Genomic DNA, 18,244 nt, shown 5'->3' with positions numbered 1-18,244 from the left:
GGAGCTGACGCTTGTTGAAGCCATAGGACTAGTCCCGGAACTAGTCCTATGGCCAAAGCGGAAGTGGAAGTGATCACGTCGGAGCGGCGACGGCGGCATTGGTCGCGGGCCGACAAGGAGCGTGTCGTTGCTGCAGCGCTTCAGCCGGGCGCGACGATCCTACGAGTGGCGCGAGCGTTCGGGGTGCATTCCAGCCAAGTGTTCCGCTGGCGCCAGCAGCTGTGCGGGAAGGAGACGCCGCCGCCCGGCTTTGCCGCCGTGACGATCACTGCCGATCCGCACGCGCCGGCTGCCCGTACGCAGGGGCTGATCGAGGTCGAGATCGGGGCGGAGGCGAAGATCCGGATCAGCGACGCGGCGGATGCCGCGACGGTGACGGCGGTGATCGCGGCGCTTCGGGCGGGCTCGCGATGACGATCCCGATCCTCTCCGGCACCCAGGTCTGGCTGGCGACCGGCCATACCGACATGCGCAAGAGCTTCGACGGTCTTGCGCTGCTGGTCCAGGAGACGCTGAATCGCGATCCGCATGGCGGCCATCTGTTCGTGTTCCGTGGCCGCAGCGGCGGGCTGATCAAGATGCTGTGGCACGACGGCCAGGGCATGTGCTTGTTCGCCAAGCGGCTGGAGCGCGGCCGATTCATCTGGCCACAGCCCGTGGATGGAGCGGTAGCGATCACGCCGGCACAGCTCGGCTATCTGCTCGAAGGTATCGACTGGCGTCATCCGCAGCGGACGTGGCGGCCGGAAGCCGTTGGCTGAGCGCTTGAACGTGACGAGGCTGATGCACGCAGGACGGAGCTGTGATTCCATCTCCTGCGATGATCACAGCCGATTCACTCCCCGATGATGTCGCGACGCTGAAGGCGCTGGTGCTCGCTGGCCAGGCCGCGCTCACCGAGGCGACGACGGCCCAACTCGCGGCAGAAGCCAAGGCGCGCAATCTGGAAGCCGAGGTCCGTGCCCGGGCGCTGCTGATCGAGCAGATGAAGTTCACGATCGCCAAGCTCAGGCACGAGCTGTACGGGCCGTCGTCGGAGCGCGCGTCGGTGCTCGAGCAGCTCGAGCTTGAACTCGCCGATCTCGAGGAGGCCGAGGATGAGGCTGCGGCGCAGATGGCAGCCGAGCGGGCCAAGGCCGAGAGGGTCGACGTACGTCCGTTCGAGCGGCGGCGCCCGGCACGGCGGCCGTTGCCCGAGCACTTGCCGCGCGAGCGCATCGTGCATCCTGCGCCGGCCTATTGCCCGTGCTGCGGCGGCGACAGGCTGCGCAAGATCCGCGAGGACGTGAGCGAGACGCTGGAGCTCGTGCCACGGCAGTGGAAGGTGATCCAGCATGTCCGTGAGAAGTTCTCCTGCCGCGCCTGCGAGGCGATCACGCAGCCGCCGGCACCGTTCCATCCGATCGCGCGCGGACGCGCGGGACTGCGCCTGCTGGCGCACATCCTGTTCGCCAAATACGGGCCGCACCTGCCGCTCACCCGACAGAGCACGACCTTTGCGCATGAGGGTGTGGCGCTCGACGTCTCCACGCTCGCCGACTGGCTCGGTGCAGCGGCTGCGACCTTGATGCCGCTGGTCGATGCGATCAAGGTGCACCTGCTCGCAGGTGAGCGCATCCATGCCGACGACACCACGGTGCCAGTTCTCGCCAAGGACAAGACGCGCACCGGCTGGGTGTGGACCTATGTCCGCGACGATCGTCCCTTTGCCGGGCACGCGCCGCCAGCAGCTGTATTCTACCGTACCGGCGCACATCCCGAGACGCATCTTGCCGGCTATGCCGGGCTGATGCAGGCTGCATCGGCCAAGGCTCCGAGATACGACGGCGCAACACGATTGATCGGTCAACCCACACTCCGAGTCGCAGATCCTGCACTCGCGCGTAGCTCAACCGAGTTCTTCGCCGGAGTTCGCTAGACTACGATCAGTGCCGAAATCGCCTTTGACTTTGCTGACAAAAAGCTCGATTGCGGCACTCAGCTCGACTGACCGGCACGGTTGAACGTAAGCCATGTCAATGGCTTGGTGTTCAACCGGCGAGCCGCTTTTATCTTGCCGGGAGTAATCGGGCGGTAAGCGTTCGGTCTCTGCACACCTTCCCCCTCGTGTGTTGTCGTTCCATTTCGAGTTCTCTGCTGCTGTGGAGAATCTCCGGTGGGACCCAAACATTTCGAGAACAGAGCGCGCCGCGAATGGTGGTCGCTGCACATCGAAGCGTGGCGTCGCAGTGGTCTCGGGATCCGCAAATACTGCCGGCAGCAACGTCTGACCGAGAACACGTTGCGGCGTTGGCTGAAGCGGCTGGCCGGCAACGAGACTGCGCTTAAGCTCGAGAAATATCAGACGGAATTGCGCCGCGAGCGCGCCCGGGAAGAGCGAGAAAAGGCGCTCCGAAAGCAGAAGCAGCGCAGGTTCACTGTCACTTCGGATGTGCGCAACCGGGCGTCTCAGGCGTTCTGGGCCATGCATGTCGAGGCGCTGAACTGGAGCGGGATGGAACTCCGCGCCTACGCCGCGGCGATGCAGCTGTCGCCGCATTCGCTGCACAAATGGCGCGACCGACTGGCCACCGGCGAGGTCACGATCGACTGGCGCGCCCATCTTCATCCCTCCGCCCGTCCGCCCGTTAGCACTAGTGCTAGGAACTCACAGCCCGAACGCCGCTTGACAGCCGCTGAAATCGGCGATCCGGCCGCGACCAAAACGCCGGCCCGCCGCTTCTTCAGCGACGAAGAGAAGCTCGCGATCGCCAGGGAAACCGAGCTACCAGGCGCCAAAGTCTCTGCCGTCGCTCGCAAGCATGGGATTGTCACCGGGCTGCTGTTCCGCTGGCGCGCGCAGTTCGGCATCGCGCAAAAGAAGCGCTCCAAGCTCGCCCGTGTTGTGCTGCCCGACGACATGCCCGCCGCACGCGCCCTGCGCGATCTCGTGCGTCCACCGGAGGGCATGATGGCCGTCGACCTCGCTGACGGACGGCGTGTCTTCGCTCCCGCCGGCAGCGATCCGGATGCGGTGCGGGCGCGGATCGAAAGCGGAGAGACAGCATCATGATGTTCGTTCCTGCAGGCGTGAAGGTGCACCTGGCCCTCGGCTACACCGACATGCGGAAGGGCATGGACGGCCTCGCAATGCTGGTGCAGGACACGCTGAAGAAGGATCCGTTCTCCGGTCATCTGTTTGCCTTCCGCGGCAAAAAGGCATCGATCCTGAAGGTCCTGTTCTGGGACGGCAACGGGCTTTGTCTGTTCACCAAACGCATCGACCAGGGCGGCTTCGTGTGGCCGGTGATGGCGGGTTATGATGGCTCGATCACGCTCACGCCGGCGCAGCTCGCGATGCTGATCGAAGGCATCGACTGGCGCGCGCCAGAACGCGTATGGAGGCCTGCGATTGCAGGATGATCCGCCAAAACCGGTGCTGAACTGAGTTGCGATTCTTCTACGAGGAAGCCGGTTCGAGTACCATCGGACATGCAGCTCGATCTCACCAATCTCCCATCCGATCCTGAGCTTCTGCAGCGCCTGGTGCGCGACGTTGCCGCTGCGATCAACCATCGCGACACCGAAATCGAGCGTCTCAAGTCCATCATCAAACAGCTGCAGCGAAGGCAGTTCGGCCGCAGCTCCGAGCGCATCGATCCCGACCAGCTTGCACTCGGTCTGGAGGATCTCGACAGCGACATCAGGCGCGTCGAAGAAGCGCAACCGAAGGTCACACCGGAAGCCAACTCTTCGTCGCGACGCCGTGCGCTGCCCGATCATCTGCCACGCGAAGACGTTCTGCTTGACGTACAAGACCGGGTCTGCGGCTGCTGTGGCGGTGCTCTCCATCTGATTGGTGAGAGCGTCAGCGAAATGCTGGATAGGGTCCCGGCGCAGGTTCGCGTCGTGCGCACAATCAGACCAAAATATGCCTGCCGTGCCTGCAACAAGGTCGTGCAAGCCGGCGCGCCGAAGCGATCGATCGCTGGCGGTCTGGCGACGCTGGCGCTGCTCGCGCACGTGTTGATCAGCAAATACTGCGATCACCTTCCGCTCTATCGGCAGTCGCAGATCTTCGACCGTCATGGCGTCGATCTCTGCCGCTCGACGCTCGCGGGCTGGGTTGGCGGCGCATGCTGGTGGCTCGAGGCTTTGCACGAACGCCTGTGCAAGAACGTGTTCGCCTCCAACCATCTCTTTGCCGATGACACGCCGATCCCGGTACTTGATCCTGGACGCGGACGAACCAAAACAGGACGGCTCTGGGTGTACGCGCGCGAGCAACGGCCCTGGAGCGGACCCGAACCTCCGGCGGCCATCTATCTGTTCGCGCCGGATCGCAAAGCCGAACGTCCAATCGCACATCTTGCCGCCTTTAAGGGCATCCTGCATGTCGACGGATATGCCGGCTTCGAGCAACTGGCCGACAAGGAGGGCATCACGCTCGCGGCGTGTTGGAGCCACTCGCGACGCAAGTTCTACGATGTGGCCGAAGCCACGGCGTCTCCCGTGGCGACAGAAGCCCTGCGCTGGATCGGCGAGCTCTATGTCATCGAGGCGCGCATCCGCGGCCAATCGCCTGACTACCGTCTTGCCGAACGCAGGACCTTCTCCAAGCCGATCGTCGACGCGCTGAACGTCTGGCTCGATGCGCAGCTCCGCCTGGTCTCCGGCCGCAGCACGCTCGCTGAAGCGATCCGCTATGCGCTCTCGCGCTGGCACGGCCTGACTCGCTTCCTGAACGATGGCCGCGTCGAGCTCGACACCAATCCGGTCGAGCGCGCAATCCGCCCCGTCACCCTCGGCCGCAAGAACCACCTGTTCGCCGGCAGCGACGGCGGCGGCCATCGATGGGCAGTGGTCAGCTCGCTGATCACGACGTGCAAGCTGAACAACGTCGAGCCCTACGCCTATCTGCGGGACATCCTGCAGCGGATGATCGACGGCCATCCCGTCAACCACCTCGACGAATTGCTGCCGTGGAGCTGGAAGCTGACTGATCATGTCAAGACCTGAGGCATGTGCAGCGGCCGGACGCTTACGGGCGTCTCTCCGCCTTCTTCTTCGACATGATCGTTTCCCCTGTTCATACGATACGGCTGCACCCGAGCTGTCGACAACATGACAATCGTCCGGTTTCGTTGTGATCTTGCGGTGATGACATCTGGTGGTCTATGCAGGAGTCCGTGCTCAGCCCCTCTCACCATGCGGGCGCACATGTCGTCATCAGGATCGCGGGGCCACACAGGCACTCACGCGCGCTAGCAGCCTCGATCGGGCTGTCGTCGCCGGAGGTTGCGTGCTCTCCACATCCGCTTCGATCCACCAAATGCCTTTCCGCCGATCGGCGGAAACTCAGCGATTCTTCTGTCGTCGAGCTGTTTGCTAGACGGCGCTCGCCAGAGCCCTCACATTGCGGCGGCGAGCGCCGTCGGGTTGCTAGAATTCGGTTCAGCGGCGCTCTCGTCTTCGGCTGCGAACCGGAACGCCGATCCGTCGATCCACATGCGATGCATGACCACTGCCAGCTTGCGTGCAACGGCAACTACCGCGCGCTTGTGGCCTCGCTTAGCTGCGATCCGGACATCCCAGGCCTTGATGCCGCACCACTGCTTGGAACGCACCAGCAACTGGGACGCGTATGTCGATGTCGTCAAAAAATTTCAGGCCGCGGAAAAGCGGCGGGCCGAGATCGAGGCCCAAGCAGCGGCCGAGCGTACACAGTGGGAAGAGGTCATCGACGTCTTCAATAGCCGTTTCTTCGTGCCTTTTAAGCTGGAAGCCAAGAACCGCCTTTCGGTGATGCTAGGGCAAGAGCCCATGCTCTCACTTGGTTTCCGCTTCGAGGACGGTAAGGATTCAGCGGATGTGCAAAAGGAATCGCTGGTTGAGGTCCTTAGCACCGGCGAAAAGAAGGCCCTTTATGTCATCAACGTCATCTTCGAAATCCAGGCACGCCGAAACTCCCGGGCAGAAAACCCTTTTGGTGGTCGATGACATTGCCGATTCCTTTGACTACAAGAATAAGTATGCCATTATCCAGTACCTGATGGAAATCGGCGAGGACGCGATCTTCACCGAACTCATTCTGACGCACAACTTCGACTTCTTCCGTACCATTAATAGCCGACTGCTCGTCCCCTACTCGCAATGCTACATGGCCTCAAAGAGCGAGGCCGGCCTGCAACTTGCGCGCGCTTCTGGCATTCAGAACGTCTTCGTTCGCGACTGGAAGAAGGCGTTTTTCGACGCCCATGAAGAGGATCGCGTCGATTCCGTTCATGCGGAACCTCATTGAATATACCAAGGGCGAGGATGACCCCGATTACTCTCGCCTGACGTCCTTGCTCCACTGCAAAGCAGATACAGCCTCGATCACCGAAGCCGTTCTCGATAAAATTTACATTGGCTTGTTCGGAGGCAAAGGCGCTTGGAAGAAGCCCAGCGACCCGGTGGTCGCATCGATCCAGTCCCAAGCAGCGCAATGCATGAAGGATGGCAGCACTCCGAAGCTCGAAAACAAGATCGTGCTTTCTTTGGCCGCCCGTTTCTCTGCAGAGAGCCTCATGGTGAAGAAAATCAATGACCAGAAGAAGGTCGACGCCATCAAGGTGCTCCAGACGACAAAGCTCCTGTCCCTTTATCAAGCCCGCAAGGACTGTGATGACGGCGCTGTGCGGATCATCCAACGGGTCGTATTGATGACGCCAGAAAACATCCATCTGAATTCATTCATGTACGAGCCCATCCTGGACATGTCCGACGACCATCTCCGCGCTCTCTATCAGGACGTTAGCAAGCTGAGCTGACGAAAGGCGCGGGTCAGCCGGCGCATGTGCCCGCCGCTGCTGGCCAATTGAATGAGCGGCCATCGATAAGCCGCCCCCAATCGCCGCGCGCTTTCCGAATGCCTTGGATTAACCAGTGGGCGAGGCTTGAAACGTCTCCCCCTATTCGCGCAAAAGGTGTAATAAGGTATTAACTATCGAGGATCGTTGCAAAAAGGTAGCCTTGATGCGCCTGCCGGTTTCGCCGCTGCTGCTCTTGGTCAGCGTTCATGCTGCCTTGGGGGGACAAGTCAGGGGGATGGCGCGAATCGTAGACGCGGACACGGTCTATATCCGGCAGGACAAGATCCGGTTTAGCGGCATTGACGCGCCCGAAACCGAGCAACTCTGCCTCGATTCAGTGGGCAAGAGCTGGAATTGCGGGATCGAAGCAAAGGAACGGCTGCAGACCTTCAGCCACGACCGGGAATGGACGTGCGAACTGTCCGGTGTGGATGTCTACGGACGCTCTTTAGGAGCATGTACGATCGATGGCGAGAACGTTTCCCGCTGGCTGGTCCGGAATGGCTGGGCGTTGGCCTTCCGCCGCTACTCCTTGGATTACGTGCCTGACGAGGATTTCGCGCGCGAGCACCGGCATGGCGTTTGGAGCGGCGCGTTCATAGCTCCCTGGGATTGGCGGCACCGCAACACGTCAACCGTCATCCTGGGCGCAGTCGCCGTGCCTGCCCACGCGCAGTTTGCGTTGGTCGCCCATGCCTCGCAAAACCAGGCGCCCCCCGCCCCGACCTGTTTGATAAAAGGAAATCTGAGCAGTGTGCCGCAGTGCGTTTATCACGTGCCGGGCGGCCGTTTTTACGATCGCCTCAGCATGCAGCCGAGTTCTTCCCGCCGTTGGTTCTGCACCGAGGCTGAAGCCCAGGCCGCCGGCTGCCGCAAATCCAAGCTCTAGTTTCGGTACACTGATGTCTCGTTCTGAAGTCCGTCTCTCCCCTATCGCGCGGCTTTGGTCGCTCCTCAACCAGCCGACACATTCCTACCGGCCCGCGACCACTGTCTTTCTCGATCTGAACGTGGATCGGATAGCCGATGAAATGAAACTAGCCAGCCTCGGCAAGGAGCGGGGCTCACAAAATCGTCCGGCGTCCGACGCCCAGACGATGGATGACGTCGAACATCTGATCGTCGAGCGGATCGAGGCGCACAAGCAGGACTCCCATACGGTTTATCTGGACCACCTGCACACCTACGACGAACGGGTTATCGCACTGAGCTTCGAAGAGCGTTTCGCGATTATCCAGCAGGCTGCACCCGAAGCCGTAGGCGACTTCGAGGCAGAAGCGACAATGGGGCGGGACGAGTTGTTTACCTTTCGTCGCCGCCTGAACGAATCTGAAATGGAACGAGAGGCGTTCCGGAAACGCCATGGCCTCCAGCGCCCCGCTCGGCTGGCGAGCCCCGGCAAGATCATCTTGAAAATCGGCTTGCTTGCGATCCTCTTCGTCATCGAGGTCGTGGTCAATGCCGGCTTTCTCGCGAAGGCCAATGCCGGCGGTTACATTGGCGCCGCGATACAGGCAGCCACTTTCGCGGCCCTGAACATTCTCGCCAGCTTTCTCTGGGGCCTGGTGCTGATCCGGCCGATCTTCCATCGGAACTACCTGCTCAAAATCGTCGGCGCCCTGTTTTTCGTCGCTTATCTGGCTTATGCTGGCGCGCTAAACTTGACGCTCGCTCACTTGCGCGAGATGCCCCCCACGCTTGATGCCGAGGTCGGGCAGGACGTCTTGCACCGTCTTCTTACCGCCCCGTTCGACCTCACCGACATCAATTCCTTGGTGTTCATCAGCATCGGTTTGGTCTTTTCGCTCGTGGCCATGGCCGATGGCCTCACATTCTTCGACCCTTACATCGGCTACGCTGGGCTTGAACGGCGCTGGATCGATGCCATCCAGCAATTTACCGATCTGAAGGCAGAGCTGATCGAGCGGCTGAGAGATATTCGCGAAGATTCGACCGAAGTGATGAACGCGGCTGCGCGGGATCTGTCTGTCCGTCGCAGCGAGTACGATTCAATTCTCCAATCTCGGGGCCGCCTCAGCCAACGCTTCAACCAACATCAAAACCAGATTGAGCAAGCCGGCCGGGCGCTACTTGGCATTTATCGCGAAGCCAACCGCAAGGCGAGATCGACATCCGCGCCCACCTACTTCGATAAGCCTTTCACAACCGAGCGCATAATTTATGCTGGCGGCGAGCCAGACACGAGCGCACGGGAACGCCTCCGCCAGATGATCGAAGAGACCCAAGAATTACTTAAGGAGCAGATCGAGGCGATCAACGAAGCGTTTGACCGGGCCATGCGGTCCTACCGCGAGATCGATCAGATGCTCCCGGAGGACAAACGTGGCTAGACCTCGTCCCAGGCGGCGCAGTGCACCTGGCATTGGCTGGGCGGGTGTGATCGGAATCACTCTCTTCGTGCTCGCGATCTCCTGTGGCGGCGCACTCGCTTATTTCTACTTGTTCGCAGAGCGGCGGCCGGCTCTGGATACACAAAGCCTTTGTCCGGTGACCGGCCCAAAAGGGATCACGGTCGTGCTCGTCGACACCTCAGATGATCTGCCCGAGACCACGCGTCACGATGTACTCGGCTTGCTCAACGAAATTGTCACCACGCTGCCGCCCCTTCATAAGCTCGATATCCGCGTCCTCGATATCGCAGGCCAGCGCAGCCGTTCAATATTCTCCAGGTGTAACCCTGGCGATGGAGCGGGGCTGAGTGAATGGACCGACAATCTGCGCCTGGCTCGGTTGCGCTGGATCGAAAGCTTCCGCAAGCCCGCGACGGAGGCAATCAAGAACAGCGTCGGTCCCGCCAGGGCCAATGCCTCGCCGATAATGGGAGCAATCCAGGACGTCGCCATTGATGAGTTTTCCGGGACCGCAGCGCAGGACGCGAAGAAGACGCTCTACGTCATCTCGGATATGATCGAGTCCACCAAAGACTACAGCCAGTACCCTCGCGCGGGAGATTTGTCCTATCTGCGCTACAAGAAGTCGCCTAGCTATTTGAAGTACCAAACCGATCTACATGGCGCGACGGTTTTCGTTCACCTTGTAAACAGGCAGGCGAACGGAAAGTCCATTATCGACGACGCCCAGCTCATGAAGTTCTGGGCCGAATGGATCTCGGACAACCGCGGCCGGGTCGGCGCCATCAAACGTCTGCAGGGAGCATAGCCGCATGGATCCCAATGCTAAGACCGGAGCACTCCCGCCAGGCTTAATCAACGGCCTGCTGTTCTTCGGTGTTGTCCTTGCCGGGAGCGGCTACATCACGTTCGCGAAGCTCCATGATTTCAGCGCCGCACAAGTTACAACCGTGCCGGTGCTGATCATGGTCGGCTACGCGGTGGTGCTCGGCACAGCGCGTCTATTTCGCCTGCGTGACGATCAATCCGGTGACAACCTCTACTACATGGGCTTTCTGTTTACGCTTACCAGCCTCGCCGTTTCGCTTTACCAATTCTCGTCCGAGGGAGCGGCCGAGCAGATCGTCAAGAATTTCGGCATTGCTATCGCATCGACGATCGCCGGCATCGCGCTTCGGATTTTTTTCAACCAGATGCGCCGCGACCCGGTCGAAGTAGAGGCGACTGCCCGGATGGAACTGGCTCAGGCCTCCCGGAAGGTGAAACGGGAGCTGGAAAGCACTATTCTTGAATTCGGCTACTTCAGAAGAATGGCCCAACAATCGATCAGCGATGCGCTTGACGAACTGAAGGAGACCCTGGGCGAGACCCGCAAGGAACTGGCAAGTGAAATAAAGGATTTTGCAGTGACGGCCCGTCAACCCCTTGAGGAAGCATCAAAACGGTCTGGAGAGGCGCTCAACACGATGAACGACCATGTTGTTGAGACGCTGGAAGCGGTATCCAAGCAGTTAGCTAATGAGGGAGACCGGCTTTCAAAGAGCACGGCTAGCATCGTAAAGGCCATCGATGCCGTCGTGAACAAGTTGGCCTCTCTGCAGACACCTGAGCATATCATTGAGATCAAGCTCGCACCTATGGTTCAAGGCCTTACGCGCGCGGTAAACTCGTTTAGCAAGAGTGCGGAGATTCAGGCAAACGCCATCGACGAGAAGCTTGCACAAACGCAAGCCATAGCCGGGGCGCTCAACGGCCTGATGCAAGAGATCCGGGCAGAGAATGCGCAGCGGTACGCGACAGGACCGTGGGATCACAACACAAGGTAAGACGCCGTGTCCGTAATGAATGGTCAAATCGTCAGGCAGGGTTCATCATATCGGCAGGGCCTGGTTCTCGGGCTCACGATGGCCGAGATCATGCTGCTCCTGGTATTTTGCCTGCTCATCGCCATGGCCGCTTTCCTGCGAAAAGAGCAGGAAAAACGTGCCAAGGCCGAACATCGGGTCGAGCAGCTGCTGGCTGACAATCGGCGTGACCAGGATATGGTCGACGCTCTCAAGAGCGAGACGCTAGTTGAGAAATTAAAGACCTTTGCACGAAGTGGCGACCCACAAGTCATCGAACAGTACTGGCGGGAGCTAGTGGAGGGTCGCGCGACTGCAGATGAGCTGGAGAAATCTGGATTGTCGCTCAAGGAGCTTCGAGACCGGATAGCTGAAATCAACACAATGAAGGCCAACGATGTCGATGTCGAGAAGGCGGTGAAGGACGCGAATGCAATGGCCATAATCAATAAAGCGGTGACCAAGCCGGGCGAGCCACCTCCGTCCACTCAGACGATCCTCGACGCCATCAATCGCGGAGCAGCAGGCGCAGGCCCATCCGGTCACCAATGGCCACCGATCATCAGTCTGAGCGAGGCCGGTGGGTATTTCTTCAAGAGCGGCAGCGCCGAGCTCACGCCAGAGTTTCGCGACAAGCTTCTCAACAAAGTATCCGACGTTCAAAAGTTGATTGATCAATACGATGTCGACGTTATCGAAGTGGTTGGCCATACGGACGAGCAGCCACTCGGAGCGCACCAGTCCAATCTCGACTGGAATCTGGCTTCCGTCCTGAAGAATACCGCCAATATCGCGAGCCTCGTTCCTGCAGACAACGCCGGATTGGGATTGGCTCGCGCGGTATCAGTTGTGAGCGCACTGAGGCAAAGTCCGCTTTCAAAGTACAAGCTGATACCCCTCTCCGGCGCGCAGTTGGTGAATACGGATGAGACACTCGCGATTCAGGGAATACCCGCAAACATCAAGGAACGGCGCCGCATTGAAATTCGGCTTCGGAAGTCGGATGGACACGAAATCACGGCGAGCGTTGCTCCGGCCGTAGTACCGCTGCCCCCCAGGCGGCGACCAATCGCGCGGCCTGCACCGCTGCCGCTGCTTCCAAAGCAACTTTCGCCTGCTCACCTCGAGACGTCGGCAAACTAACCACTCGCAAGGATGCTTGATGTTACGGCCCGATCGATTTTTGATCCAACTTTTGAAATTGGCGCTTTAAAGAAGCTCGGCGACCAGCGGCTCGGATAGCTTTTTGTTATTTTGATCGAGACTTTGTTTCCGAGCATTGGCCTGGCTTACAAACACCTTAAGAGCCTCGAAATCGGCTAATATTTCTGACATTTTTGGCAAATCCGGCGGACTTTCCATGGCCTGGTCGTGTCCGGAATATCTGGAGCACCGAGTCATTCCTTCGTAGACGGCCTCATAATCCGCCTCTTCAACTTTAGCCATTCGCAGTCTCTGCGTTTGAACATCCGGCCGGAAGCGGCCAATGACGTCAGCAAAGAGGATTTCTTCGACAGTGTGCTCCCAGGTCTCCCGAAGCTTGGTGTAAACCTTGGTCACGAAAGGCCGGCACGTCTCATCCGTTTCTGAATAGGCCTTTTTGTTTGCCGTAATCAGCTCGCTAATCTGGCCAATACGTCGCTTGCAGTCCAAGGAAATCCAGGGCTTCTGACCTTCGTCGATGACACCGAAACGTCCGTCGGGATGTTTAGCGATCCACTCTTCACGCAGCGGAACGCCCCGCGCCGCTGAACGGACGGCATAATGGAAAACGAGATTGTGGGTGAAGATGATGACTTGGCGCCCAGTCTTCGCTTCTTCGACAAGCCGCTTAGCAACCGCCTCAATCCGGGAATGGTCCAGAGACGAAACGGGATCGTCGATAACGATGCCATGGGAAGCGCCGATTTCCTTGGCTTCGGCCAGAAAACCGGCGAGCGCCAACGCCCGCTTCTCGCCTTCACTCAGAATGTCGCTATTACGCTTAATCATCTGCTTGGTTTCGAGGCCAATTTGGACTTTGCTGACACCGGCCTGAGCGCGATCGGACAGATCGAGCGGTAGATGTTCAAGATCGAACGCTTTTACTTCTGCTTTAAAATTGTCACGCAACGTCGGCGTCAGCTGCTGCCGGCGCAGCCGCGTGATGAACGCCGTGATGGGCCCGGTCGCGCAAGCCTCTATGCAGAGCTTGGTTTTCGCCTGGCGCTCCAACGCCATTAAACGCTGCACGAAGATATCAATATCCGACGCAAACTTCTTTTGGGCTTCTAGTGCGGCAATGCGGACCGCCACCTTGGCTTGGGCTGACGCCTGTTCTGGCGTCGGCTGGTAGGTCGTGGCGAGCTGATTGAGGCTTGCCAAATGAGCCTCGAGTTCGGTGAGTATCGCGACATCAATGGGCGGAAGAGCATTGAGCGCTGCGTCATCCTGGGCTTTAAAGGCCTGAACGATCGCCTCGCTCCGGGCTTTGGCAGCGTGAAGGAAGCCTATAACACGACCAACGAGGGCCGCCCGCTCGGGAGAGCCGTCGACATAGGTCTTCAAACGGGCGGCGTATTGTTCTTCGCTGTCGCAGGTGAACTGTCGGACGGCACTCATGGATGTCTGGAACGCTTTCTGCGCGTTTTCGGCATCCTCGTTGGCTTTGCCCATCAGATAGGTATCGAACTGTTCGAGGCGCTCGCGCGCCGCTGGCGTCAGGGGCTGATGACAGAGGACACACACATCCGAATTTGCCAGCTGTGGCGCCGCCACGGCCGGGAACGCCTCGGCGGCGAACTGTCGCGCATGGACCAACATTTGACGCCATTGGTCCGTGCCGAGATTCGGAACGACGGCGCCGTCAAGTAACCCATCGGCAACGGCCTTCGCGGCCGCGCGGGTCTCGCGCGCAACGTTGCGTTCAGCCCGCAATCTGGAGACGTATTCGTCGCCCACCACCGCGATCGCCGACTCGACCTCCGTGGAGAGCTCAGTTGTCGTGGAGGCAACAGATTGCGTGAGCTTGAGCAGAAGCGCGGGGTCTGTTTTGGCTTCCTTTACAAGGGCTAGCAGTTCCGCCTCAAGGTCCTCATCCCACACCGCGACCGCGCGCAAGTCAGCTTCCGTCGGGAGAGGGCCATCGGGGAGCAGTCTCGCGATGAGCTTGGCCGCGGCGGTCTCAGTGCCGTATCCCGTAGGCAGAGGCGATTTTAAGAGGGGTTTGATTTGATCTAGCTCCGCTTCAAACCCGGTTTCCAACGTCTTGAGCGCCGCGACGAACCTCGTCATCAGCGCTAGTTCAAACGGCAGGAATTCGATCTTTCGTTCGCTGTCGACGTAGAGTCCTGCGGCATCGCTGTCAAAGACAGATATTCGGCCGAGTTCTTCCGGCGGCTCGCTGTCGTCATTCCACGTAACGCTTTTCTTCTCCTGGCCCTGCACGCCGAATGTAAGCTGGATTTCGCGGGGCGCTCCGCTTTCAGGGGCGTACACATTCCCTCGAAGGGCCACGTCATGCAGGCAGCGACATAGCCTCTTTGCGATGCGGCAATAGCCGCTCTTTCCTGAGCCATTCGCGCCATAAATAAGCGTGATGCCTGCCTTGGCAAACCTCAACGGGGGTTGGTCGGCCGCGAGCCGATCAATGTGCTTTAACGGGCCGATTGAACCTAAAATGGTGACCGGTGCGGACGCCGCGTCGCTTTTCAGCTGTGCCTTCGTGATAGTGGGCCATTCGGGAGGACTGCCTTCGGCAAGGCCGTAGTCCTGTTTAAGCGCCGTGCTGAACTTCTCAAAATCCGCGGTCGATAGTTCGGTGGAAGCGACAAGGGCGCTGGCTAGCGCCTGCTGCCAAGCAGGACGCCCCTGAAACCAGGCGAACAGGTTTTCCTGTGCCATCTCCCTCGCCTTGTTTGATAGAAATTTATGCAGCTTATTCGTATATCGAAATGTCTAGGCACGCGCAGGTTGATTCTGATTATCCACAGTCAGGTTTGGCGAACTGCTAGTCGACAGCCGGTACGGTATGGTTTTTGAGATCTGCGAATTTCGCAGCCATGGTGGGGTTAGCGCGGGTCAGTTTCTTGATTGTCACGTCCTGCGCTTTGTCGTTCGCAAGGCGGAGGTTGCGGTCAGCGCCTATCAGAGCGTCTTTTGTTTTCTGGAGATGATCGATGGACTTATCAATCTCATTGATCGCCGTTTGGAAGTGCCTCGAAGCGAGGTCGTAATTCTTTGCGAACCCGCTCTTGAACGTCTCAAGCTGATTTTCAAACTGTGTGATGTCGATATTCTGCGCTTTAACGAGCGCCAGCTCCGTCTTGTACTTCAGGGAGTTAACAGCCGCATTCCGCAGAAGCGTGATGATCGGCAGAAAGAATTGCGGTCGTACTACATACATCTTCGGATAGCGATGGAACACGTCGACTATGCCGGCATTATAGAGCTCGCTGTCAGGTTCAAGCAGCGACACCAGGATCGCATATTCGCATCCTTTTTCGACGCGATCCCGGTCGAGTTCCTTGAGGAAGTCTTCGTTCCTGCTCTTTGTTGCTGTCTTGTCGCTCTCGTTTTTCATTTCGAACATAATCGAGATGATCTCGGTACCGGCTTCGTCCGAATCGCGAAAGATATAATCACCCTTACTGCCGGTCCGCGCGTCGTTGTCCTTCTCGAAATACGCCCGCGGAAAGGCCATCGATCGCACCCGGTTGAACTCAATCTCGCAGTGCTGTTCCAGTGTCTCGCCGATCATTTTAGTCGAGAGACGAGACTTCATATCTTTGAGACGTTCAATCGTGTCATCACGATCCTTAATCTGCATTTCGTACCTGTCCTTGAGAGATTTCTCGGCCAGCTGTTTCTCAAGCTCTGCCTGCTTGATGCCGTTCTTGAGCTCGTCGCGTTCTTTTTCGACTGCGCTGACCGCTTCGGCGAGCACAAGCTTCCTCTCAAGCTCGACACTATCGAGCTTGGCTTTCAGCCCCTGGATCTCTTCCTCCTTAGTGGCGGAGACTTTGTGCAGTTCGCTGGCCAGACGCGCCTCAGCAAGTTCCGAAGCAGCTCTTTTGTCGTTTTCAGCTTGCCTGAGCGCGTTCGCGAGCGTGTCGCGCTCCTTCTCCACAGCGCTAAGAGCCTCGGTTACGGCGAGCCGCTGAGCAACCCCGCTCGCCTCAAGCTTGGACTTTAGCGCCTGGATCTCCTCTTCCTTAGCGGCGGAGGCTTTGTGCAGCTCGCTTGCGAGAAGCGCCTCAGCAAGTTCAGAAGCGGCTTTTTTGTCGCTTTCAGCTTGCGCGAGCGCGTTCGCGAGTGTGTCACGCTCTTTCTCCACGGCACTGAGCGCCTCGGTGACAGCGAGCCGCTGAGTAACTTCGCTACCCTCCAGCTTCGCCTTCAACTCTTGGATTTCGGCATCCTTGGCAGCTGCGGCCCTCTGCAGATCGTTATTGAGCTTGGTCGTGGCCAGCTCCACAGCGTGCTGTTTTTCCCGCTCGGCCAATTCCAGCCGGTCGTGCAACTGCCGGTCAAAGTCCGCGTCTCGGACCTGCTTCAGGATCTCGGCATAGCCGGACTCGTCGACCTTGAAGGCCTTGCTACAGTGGGGACAGATGATCTCGTGCATTTTTCCTGTCCGAAAGGCTGGGGCAGCTGCGGTTGTTCAGAAAGCGGAGGGCAAAGCCGGACCGACCTAGCCGATTGGCGTTCGGGCGAGTTCCGCTCTTCACGAGAACAAAGTTAGAACACGGGGCCCCAGACCGGTCAAGCGATGCACAACGGTTACGGGTATTTTCCCCAGTTTTCCGATCTGGGCGAGTTGGCCAGGGAGAGAACCAGGGCCAAAGGCTCCCACCTCGGCCCGCTCCGCCGCCTAAGGAAAGGAAAGCCCATCCTTTACCTCGAACGGTTATGCGGATTTCTGCTCCTCTAAGCGGCAAAGAAAGCGGCAAATCTAGCCCGTTAAACTTTATTTAGTGCCTGTTTTTGCTTTAGTATTTTGTGGCAAAGAAAGCGGCAAAATGAACGTCTCAGCTATGGAACCCCTCCTGCCGGAAGATCGGCAGGAACTCGAAGATCTGGCCACCGACCTGGTCGCCAAGGCAAGCACCCTAGCGGGGCGCCTGCATCCAATCATGCGGGCCTCGGTAGGCGATCTGGTGCGCTCAATGAACTGCTATTACTCGAACCTCATCGAAGGCCACAATACGCTCCCAATCGACATCGACCGGGCACTCAACAACGACCTTTCTCAAGAGCCGGAGCGCCGTAACCTGCAATTGGAAGCCCGTGCCCACATTGAAGTGCAGCGCATGATCGACCGCGGTGAGGCCCCCTCGCCTGCGCTACCCGTCGATTTCATTATCTGGACGCACAAGAACTTCTGCGAACGGCTGCCGGAGGAGTTGCTGGTCGTCGAACATCCGACCACCAAAGAGACCATCAAGGTCATCCCTGGCGAGCTCCGAAAGGACCACGTCAAGGTCGGCCTGCATATTCCACCTCCTCCCGAGGATCTCCCCGCGTTCCTGGAGCGGTTTGCTGAGGGCTACTCCTCAAAGCACCTTTCTAGGCTTCGAAAAATCATCGGCGTAGCCGCCTCCCATCATCGGCTGGCGTGGATTCACCCGTTTCTCGATGGCAACGGCCGCGTGACCCGCCTGTTTTCCCATGCATTGCTGCGTGAGCTGGACGTAGGCTCCGAACTCTGGGCCGTCTCGCGCGGCCTTGCGCGGAGGGTCGCCGACTATAAAGCCGGCCTCCAGGCCGCGGACGAACCGCGTCGCGGCGACCTAGACGGCCGCGGTAACCTCACGATGGCCGGGCTTATCGACTTCTGCAAATTCTTCCTGACGACTTGTGTCGACCAAGTCGACTTCATGGCAGGGCTTTTAGAGCCAGAAGAACTGCTGAGACGTATGGAGATCTGGACCGAAGAAGAAACCCGCGCAAAGCGTCTCTCAAAGGGTTCCTGGCCGTTGCTGCGCGAAGCCGTCATGGCTGGTGAGTATGCGAGGGGCAACGCCCCCGCGCTGACGGGGTACGAAGCGCGCCAAGCTCGAACGGTGCTCAATGCGCTTATCGACAAGGGCTACCTCGTCTCCCCCACCACGCGCTCGCATGTAAAGCTTGGTTTTCCCGCGGCCATCGTCGATCGGTGGTTTCCCAGATTGTACCAACCGCTAGCGGGATAAAAGCTCGGCCTAACCGAGTGGAG

General features: G+C 59.1%; 16 protein-coding genes and 2 pseudogenes. 15 read left to right on the top strand and 3 right to left on the bottom strand.

Annotation, left to right across the window (positions count from 1 at the left end; translation table 11 throughout):
* Positions 1-48: 48 nt before the first annotated feature.
* The 6 genes and pseudogenes from tnpA (HL666_RS03740) to tnpC (HL666_RS03715) all read left to right on the top strand — a co-directional run bounded on the left by tnpA (HL666_RS03740) (position 49) and on the right by tnpC (HL666_RS03715) (position 4,998).
* Positions 49-414 (top strand): IS66-like element accessory protein TnpA, encoded by a 366-nt coding sequence (gene tnpA / locus HL666_RS03740; protein WP_172179942.1) that lies wholly within the window; start codon positions 49-51, stop codon positions 412-414.
* Entirely contained in the window at positions 411-761 is a 351-nt protein-coding gene (gene tnpB / locus HL666_RS03735; RefSeq protein WP_172179940.1) for an IS66 family insertion sequence element accessory protein TnpB, read from the top strand. Before tnpA (HL666_RS03740) ends, tnpB (HL666_RS03735) begins: the two co-directional genes overlap by 4 nt.
* A gap of 59 nt (positions 762-820) precedes the next feature.
* Positions 821-1,840 (top strand): annotated as a pseudogene (gene tnpC, locus HL666_RS03730) (IS66 family transposase); the annotation flags it as partial.
* A 315-nt stretch (positions 1,841-2,155) separates the two neighbouring features.
* On the top strand, positions 2,156-3,052 hold the full coding sequence (gene tnpA / locus HL666_RS03725) for an IS66-like element accessory protein TnpA (protein ID WP_172179938.1): 897 nt from the start codon (positions 2,156-2,158) through the stop codon (positions 3,050-3,052).
* Positions 3,049-3,402, top strand: coding sequence for an IS66 family insertion sequence element accessory protein TnpB (gene tnpB, locus HL666_RS03720; RefSeq protein WP_172179936.1), 354 nt, complete (start codon positions 3,049-3,051; stop codon positions 3,400-3,402). The genes tnpA (HL666_RS03725) and tnpB (HL666_RS03720) overlap by 4 nt, the downstream gene beginning before the upstream one ends.
* A gap of 69 nt (positions 3,403-3,471) precedes the next feature.
* Positions 3,472-4,998: an IS66 family transposase gene (gene tnpC / locus HL666_RS03715; protein WP_172179934.1), complete on the top strand. Its 1,527-nt coding sequence runs from the start codon at positions 3,472-3,474 to the stop codon at positions 4,996-4,998.
* Between the two features lie 392 nt (positions 4,999-5,390).
* On the opposite strand, the pseudogene HL666_RS34690 reads toward tnpC (HL666_RS03715), so the two are convergent.
* A pseudogene (locus HL666_RS34690) lies at positions 5,391-5,621 on the bottom strand (IS110 family transposase); the annotation flags it as partial.
* Here HL666_RS34690 and HL666_RS03710 point away from each other — a divergent pair.
* The 8 genes from HL666_RS03710 (at position 5,596) to HL666_RS03675 (ending at position 12,192) form a co-directional block, all read left to right on the top strand.
* A complete protein-coding gene (locus tag HL666_RS03710) occupies positions 5,596-5,979 on the top strand; it encodes a hypothetical protein (RefSeq protein WP_246741433.1) in 384 nt (127 codons plus the stop codon). The pseudogene HL666_RS34690 and the gene HL666_RS03710 sit on opposite strands and share 26 nt — an antisense overlap.
* Entirely contained in the window at positions 5,969-6,280 is a 312-nt protein-coding gene (locus HL666_RS03705; RefSeq protein ID WP_172179930.1) for a hypothetical protein, read from the top strand. The genes HL666_RS03710 and HL666_RS03705 overlap by 11 nt, the downstream gene beginning before the upstream one ends.
* Positions 6,264-6,791, top strand: coding sequence for a hypothetical protein (locus tag HL666_RS03700; RefSeq protein WP_172179928.1), 528 nt, complete (start codon positions 6,264-6,266; stop codon positions 6,789-6,791). Before HL666_RS03705 ends, HL666_RS03700 begins: the two co-directional genes overlap by 17 nt.
* A 205-nt stretch (positions 6,792-6,996) precedes the next feature.
* Positions 6,997-7,722, top strand: a complete 726-nt coding sequence (locus tag HL666_RS03695) for a thermonuclease family protein (RefSeq protein WP_172179926.1) — start codon at positions 6,997-6,999, stop codon at positions 7,720-7,722.
* A 13-nt stretch (positions 7,723-7,735) separates the two neighbouring features.
* On the top strand, positions 7,736-9,184 hold the full coding sequence (locus HL666_RS03690) for a hypothetical protein (protein ID WP_172179924.1): 1,449 nt from the start codon (positions 7,736-7,738) through the stop codon (positions 9,182-9,184).
* A 67-nt stretch (positions 9,185-9,251) separates the two neighbouring features.
* Positions 9,252-10,013, top strand: a complete 762-nt coding sequence (locus HL666_RS03685; RefSeq protein WP_172179922.1) for a hypothetical protein — start codon at positions 9,252-9,254, stop codon at positions 10,011-10,013.
* 4 nt (positions 10,014-10,017) lie between these two features.
* Positions 10,018-11,031, top strand: coding sequence for a hypothetical protein (locus HL666_RS03680; RefSeq protein WP_172179920.1), 1,014 nt, complete (start codon positions 10,018-10,020; stop codon positions 11,029-11,031).
* A 78-nt stretch (positions 11,032-11,109) separates the two neighbouring features.
* On the top strand, positions 11,110-12,192 hold the full coding sequence (locus HL666_RS03675) for an OmpA family protein (RefSeq protein ID WP_172179918.1): 1,083 nt from the start codon (positions 11,110-11,112) through the stop codon (positions 12,190-12,192).
* Between the two features lie 66 nt (positions 12,193-12,258).
* Here the strand turns inward: HL666_RS03675 and HL666_RS03670 are convergent, their stop codons facing one another.
* The gene (locus tag HL666_RS03670) at positions 12,259-14,931 is read right to left on the bottom strand and encodes an AAA family ATPase (RefSeq protein ID WP_172179916.1); all 2,673 of its coding nucleotides are present in this window, start codon (positions 14,929-14,931) and stop codon (positions 12,259-12,261) included.
* A 106-nt stretch (positions 14,932-15,037) separates the two neighbouring features.
* On the bottom strand, positions 15,038-16,654 hold the full coding sequence (locus tag HL666_RS03665; protein ID WP_246741432.1) for a DUF2130 domain-containing protein: 1,617 nt from the start codon (positions 16,652-16,654) through the stop codon (positions 15,038-15,040).
* 394 nt (positions 16,655-17,048) lie between these two features.
* Between HL666_RS03665 and HL666_RS03660 the strand changes: the two genes are divergently transcribed.
* Positions 17,049-18,221, top strand: coding sequence for a Fic family protein (locus HL666_RS03660; RefSeq protein ID WP_210261704.1), 1,173 nt, complete (start codon positions 17,049-17,051; stop codon positions 18,219-18,221).
* The last annotated feature ends 23 nt before the right edge of the window (positions 18,222-18,244 follow it).

Origin of the sequence: Bradyrhizobium aeschynomenes, assembly GCF_013178945.1 — a bacterium.
Classification (GTDB): Bacteria; Pseudomonadota; Alphaproteobacteria; order Rhizobiales; family Xanthobacteraceae; genus Bradyrhizobium; species Bradyrhizobium aeschynomenes.
This window is presented reverse-complemented; position numbering and strand designations above follow the sequence as displayed.

Coding starts and splice junctions, on each gene's coding strand:
- HL666_RS03665 (WP_246741432.1), bottom strand. CDS start 16,654: ATGCACGAGATCATCTGTCCCCACTGTAGCAAGGCCTTCAAGGTCGAC.
- HL666_RS03680 (WP_172179920.1), top strand. CDS start 10,018: ATGGATCCCAATGCTAAGACCGGAGCACTCCCGCCAGGCTTAATCAAC.
- HL666_RS03660 (WP_210261704.1), top strand. CDS start 17,049: ATGAACGTCTCAGCTATGGAACCCCTCCTGCCGGAAGATCGGCAGGAA.
- HL666_RS03690 (WP_172179924.1), top strand. CDS start 7,736: ATGTCTCGTTCTGAAGTCCGTCTCTCCCCTATCGCGCGGCTTTGGTCG.
- HL666_RS03695 (WP_172179926.1), top strand. CDS start 6,997: ATGCGCCTGCCGGTTTCGCCGCTGCTGCTCTTGGTCAGCGTTCATGCT.
- tnpB (WP_172179936.1), top strand. CDS start 3,049: ATGATGTTCGTTCCTGCAGGCGTGAAGGTGCACCTGGCCCTCGGCTAC.
- HL666_RS03670 (WP_172179916.1), bottom strand. CDS start 14,931: ATGGCACAGGAAAACCTGTTCGCCTGGTTTCAGGGGCGTCCTGCTTGG.
- HL666_RS03675 (WP_172179918.1), top strand. CDS start 11,110: ATGGCCGAGATCATGCTGCTCCTGGTATTTTGCCTGCTCATCGCCATG.
- tnpC (WP_172179934.1), top strand. CDS start 3,472: ATGCAGCTCGATCTCACCAATCTCCCATCCGATCCTGAGCTTCTGCAG.
- HL666_RS03700 (WP_172179928.1), top strand. CDS start 6,264: ATGCGGAACCTCATTGAATATACCAAGGGCGAGGATGACCCCGATTAC.
- tnpB (WP_172179940.1), top strand. CDS start 411: ATGACGATCCCGATCCTCTCCGGCACCCAGGTCTGGCTGGCGACCGGC.
- tnpA (WP_172179942.1), top strand. CDS start 49: ATGGCCAAAGCGGAAGTGGAAGTGATCACGTCGGAGCGGCGACGGCGG.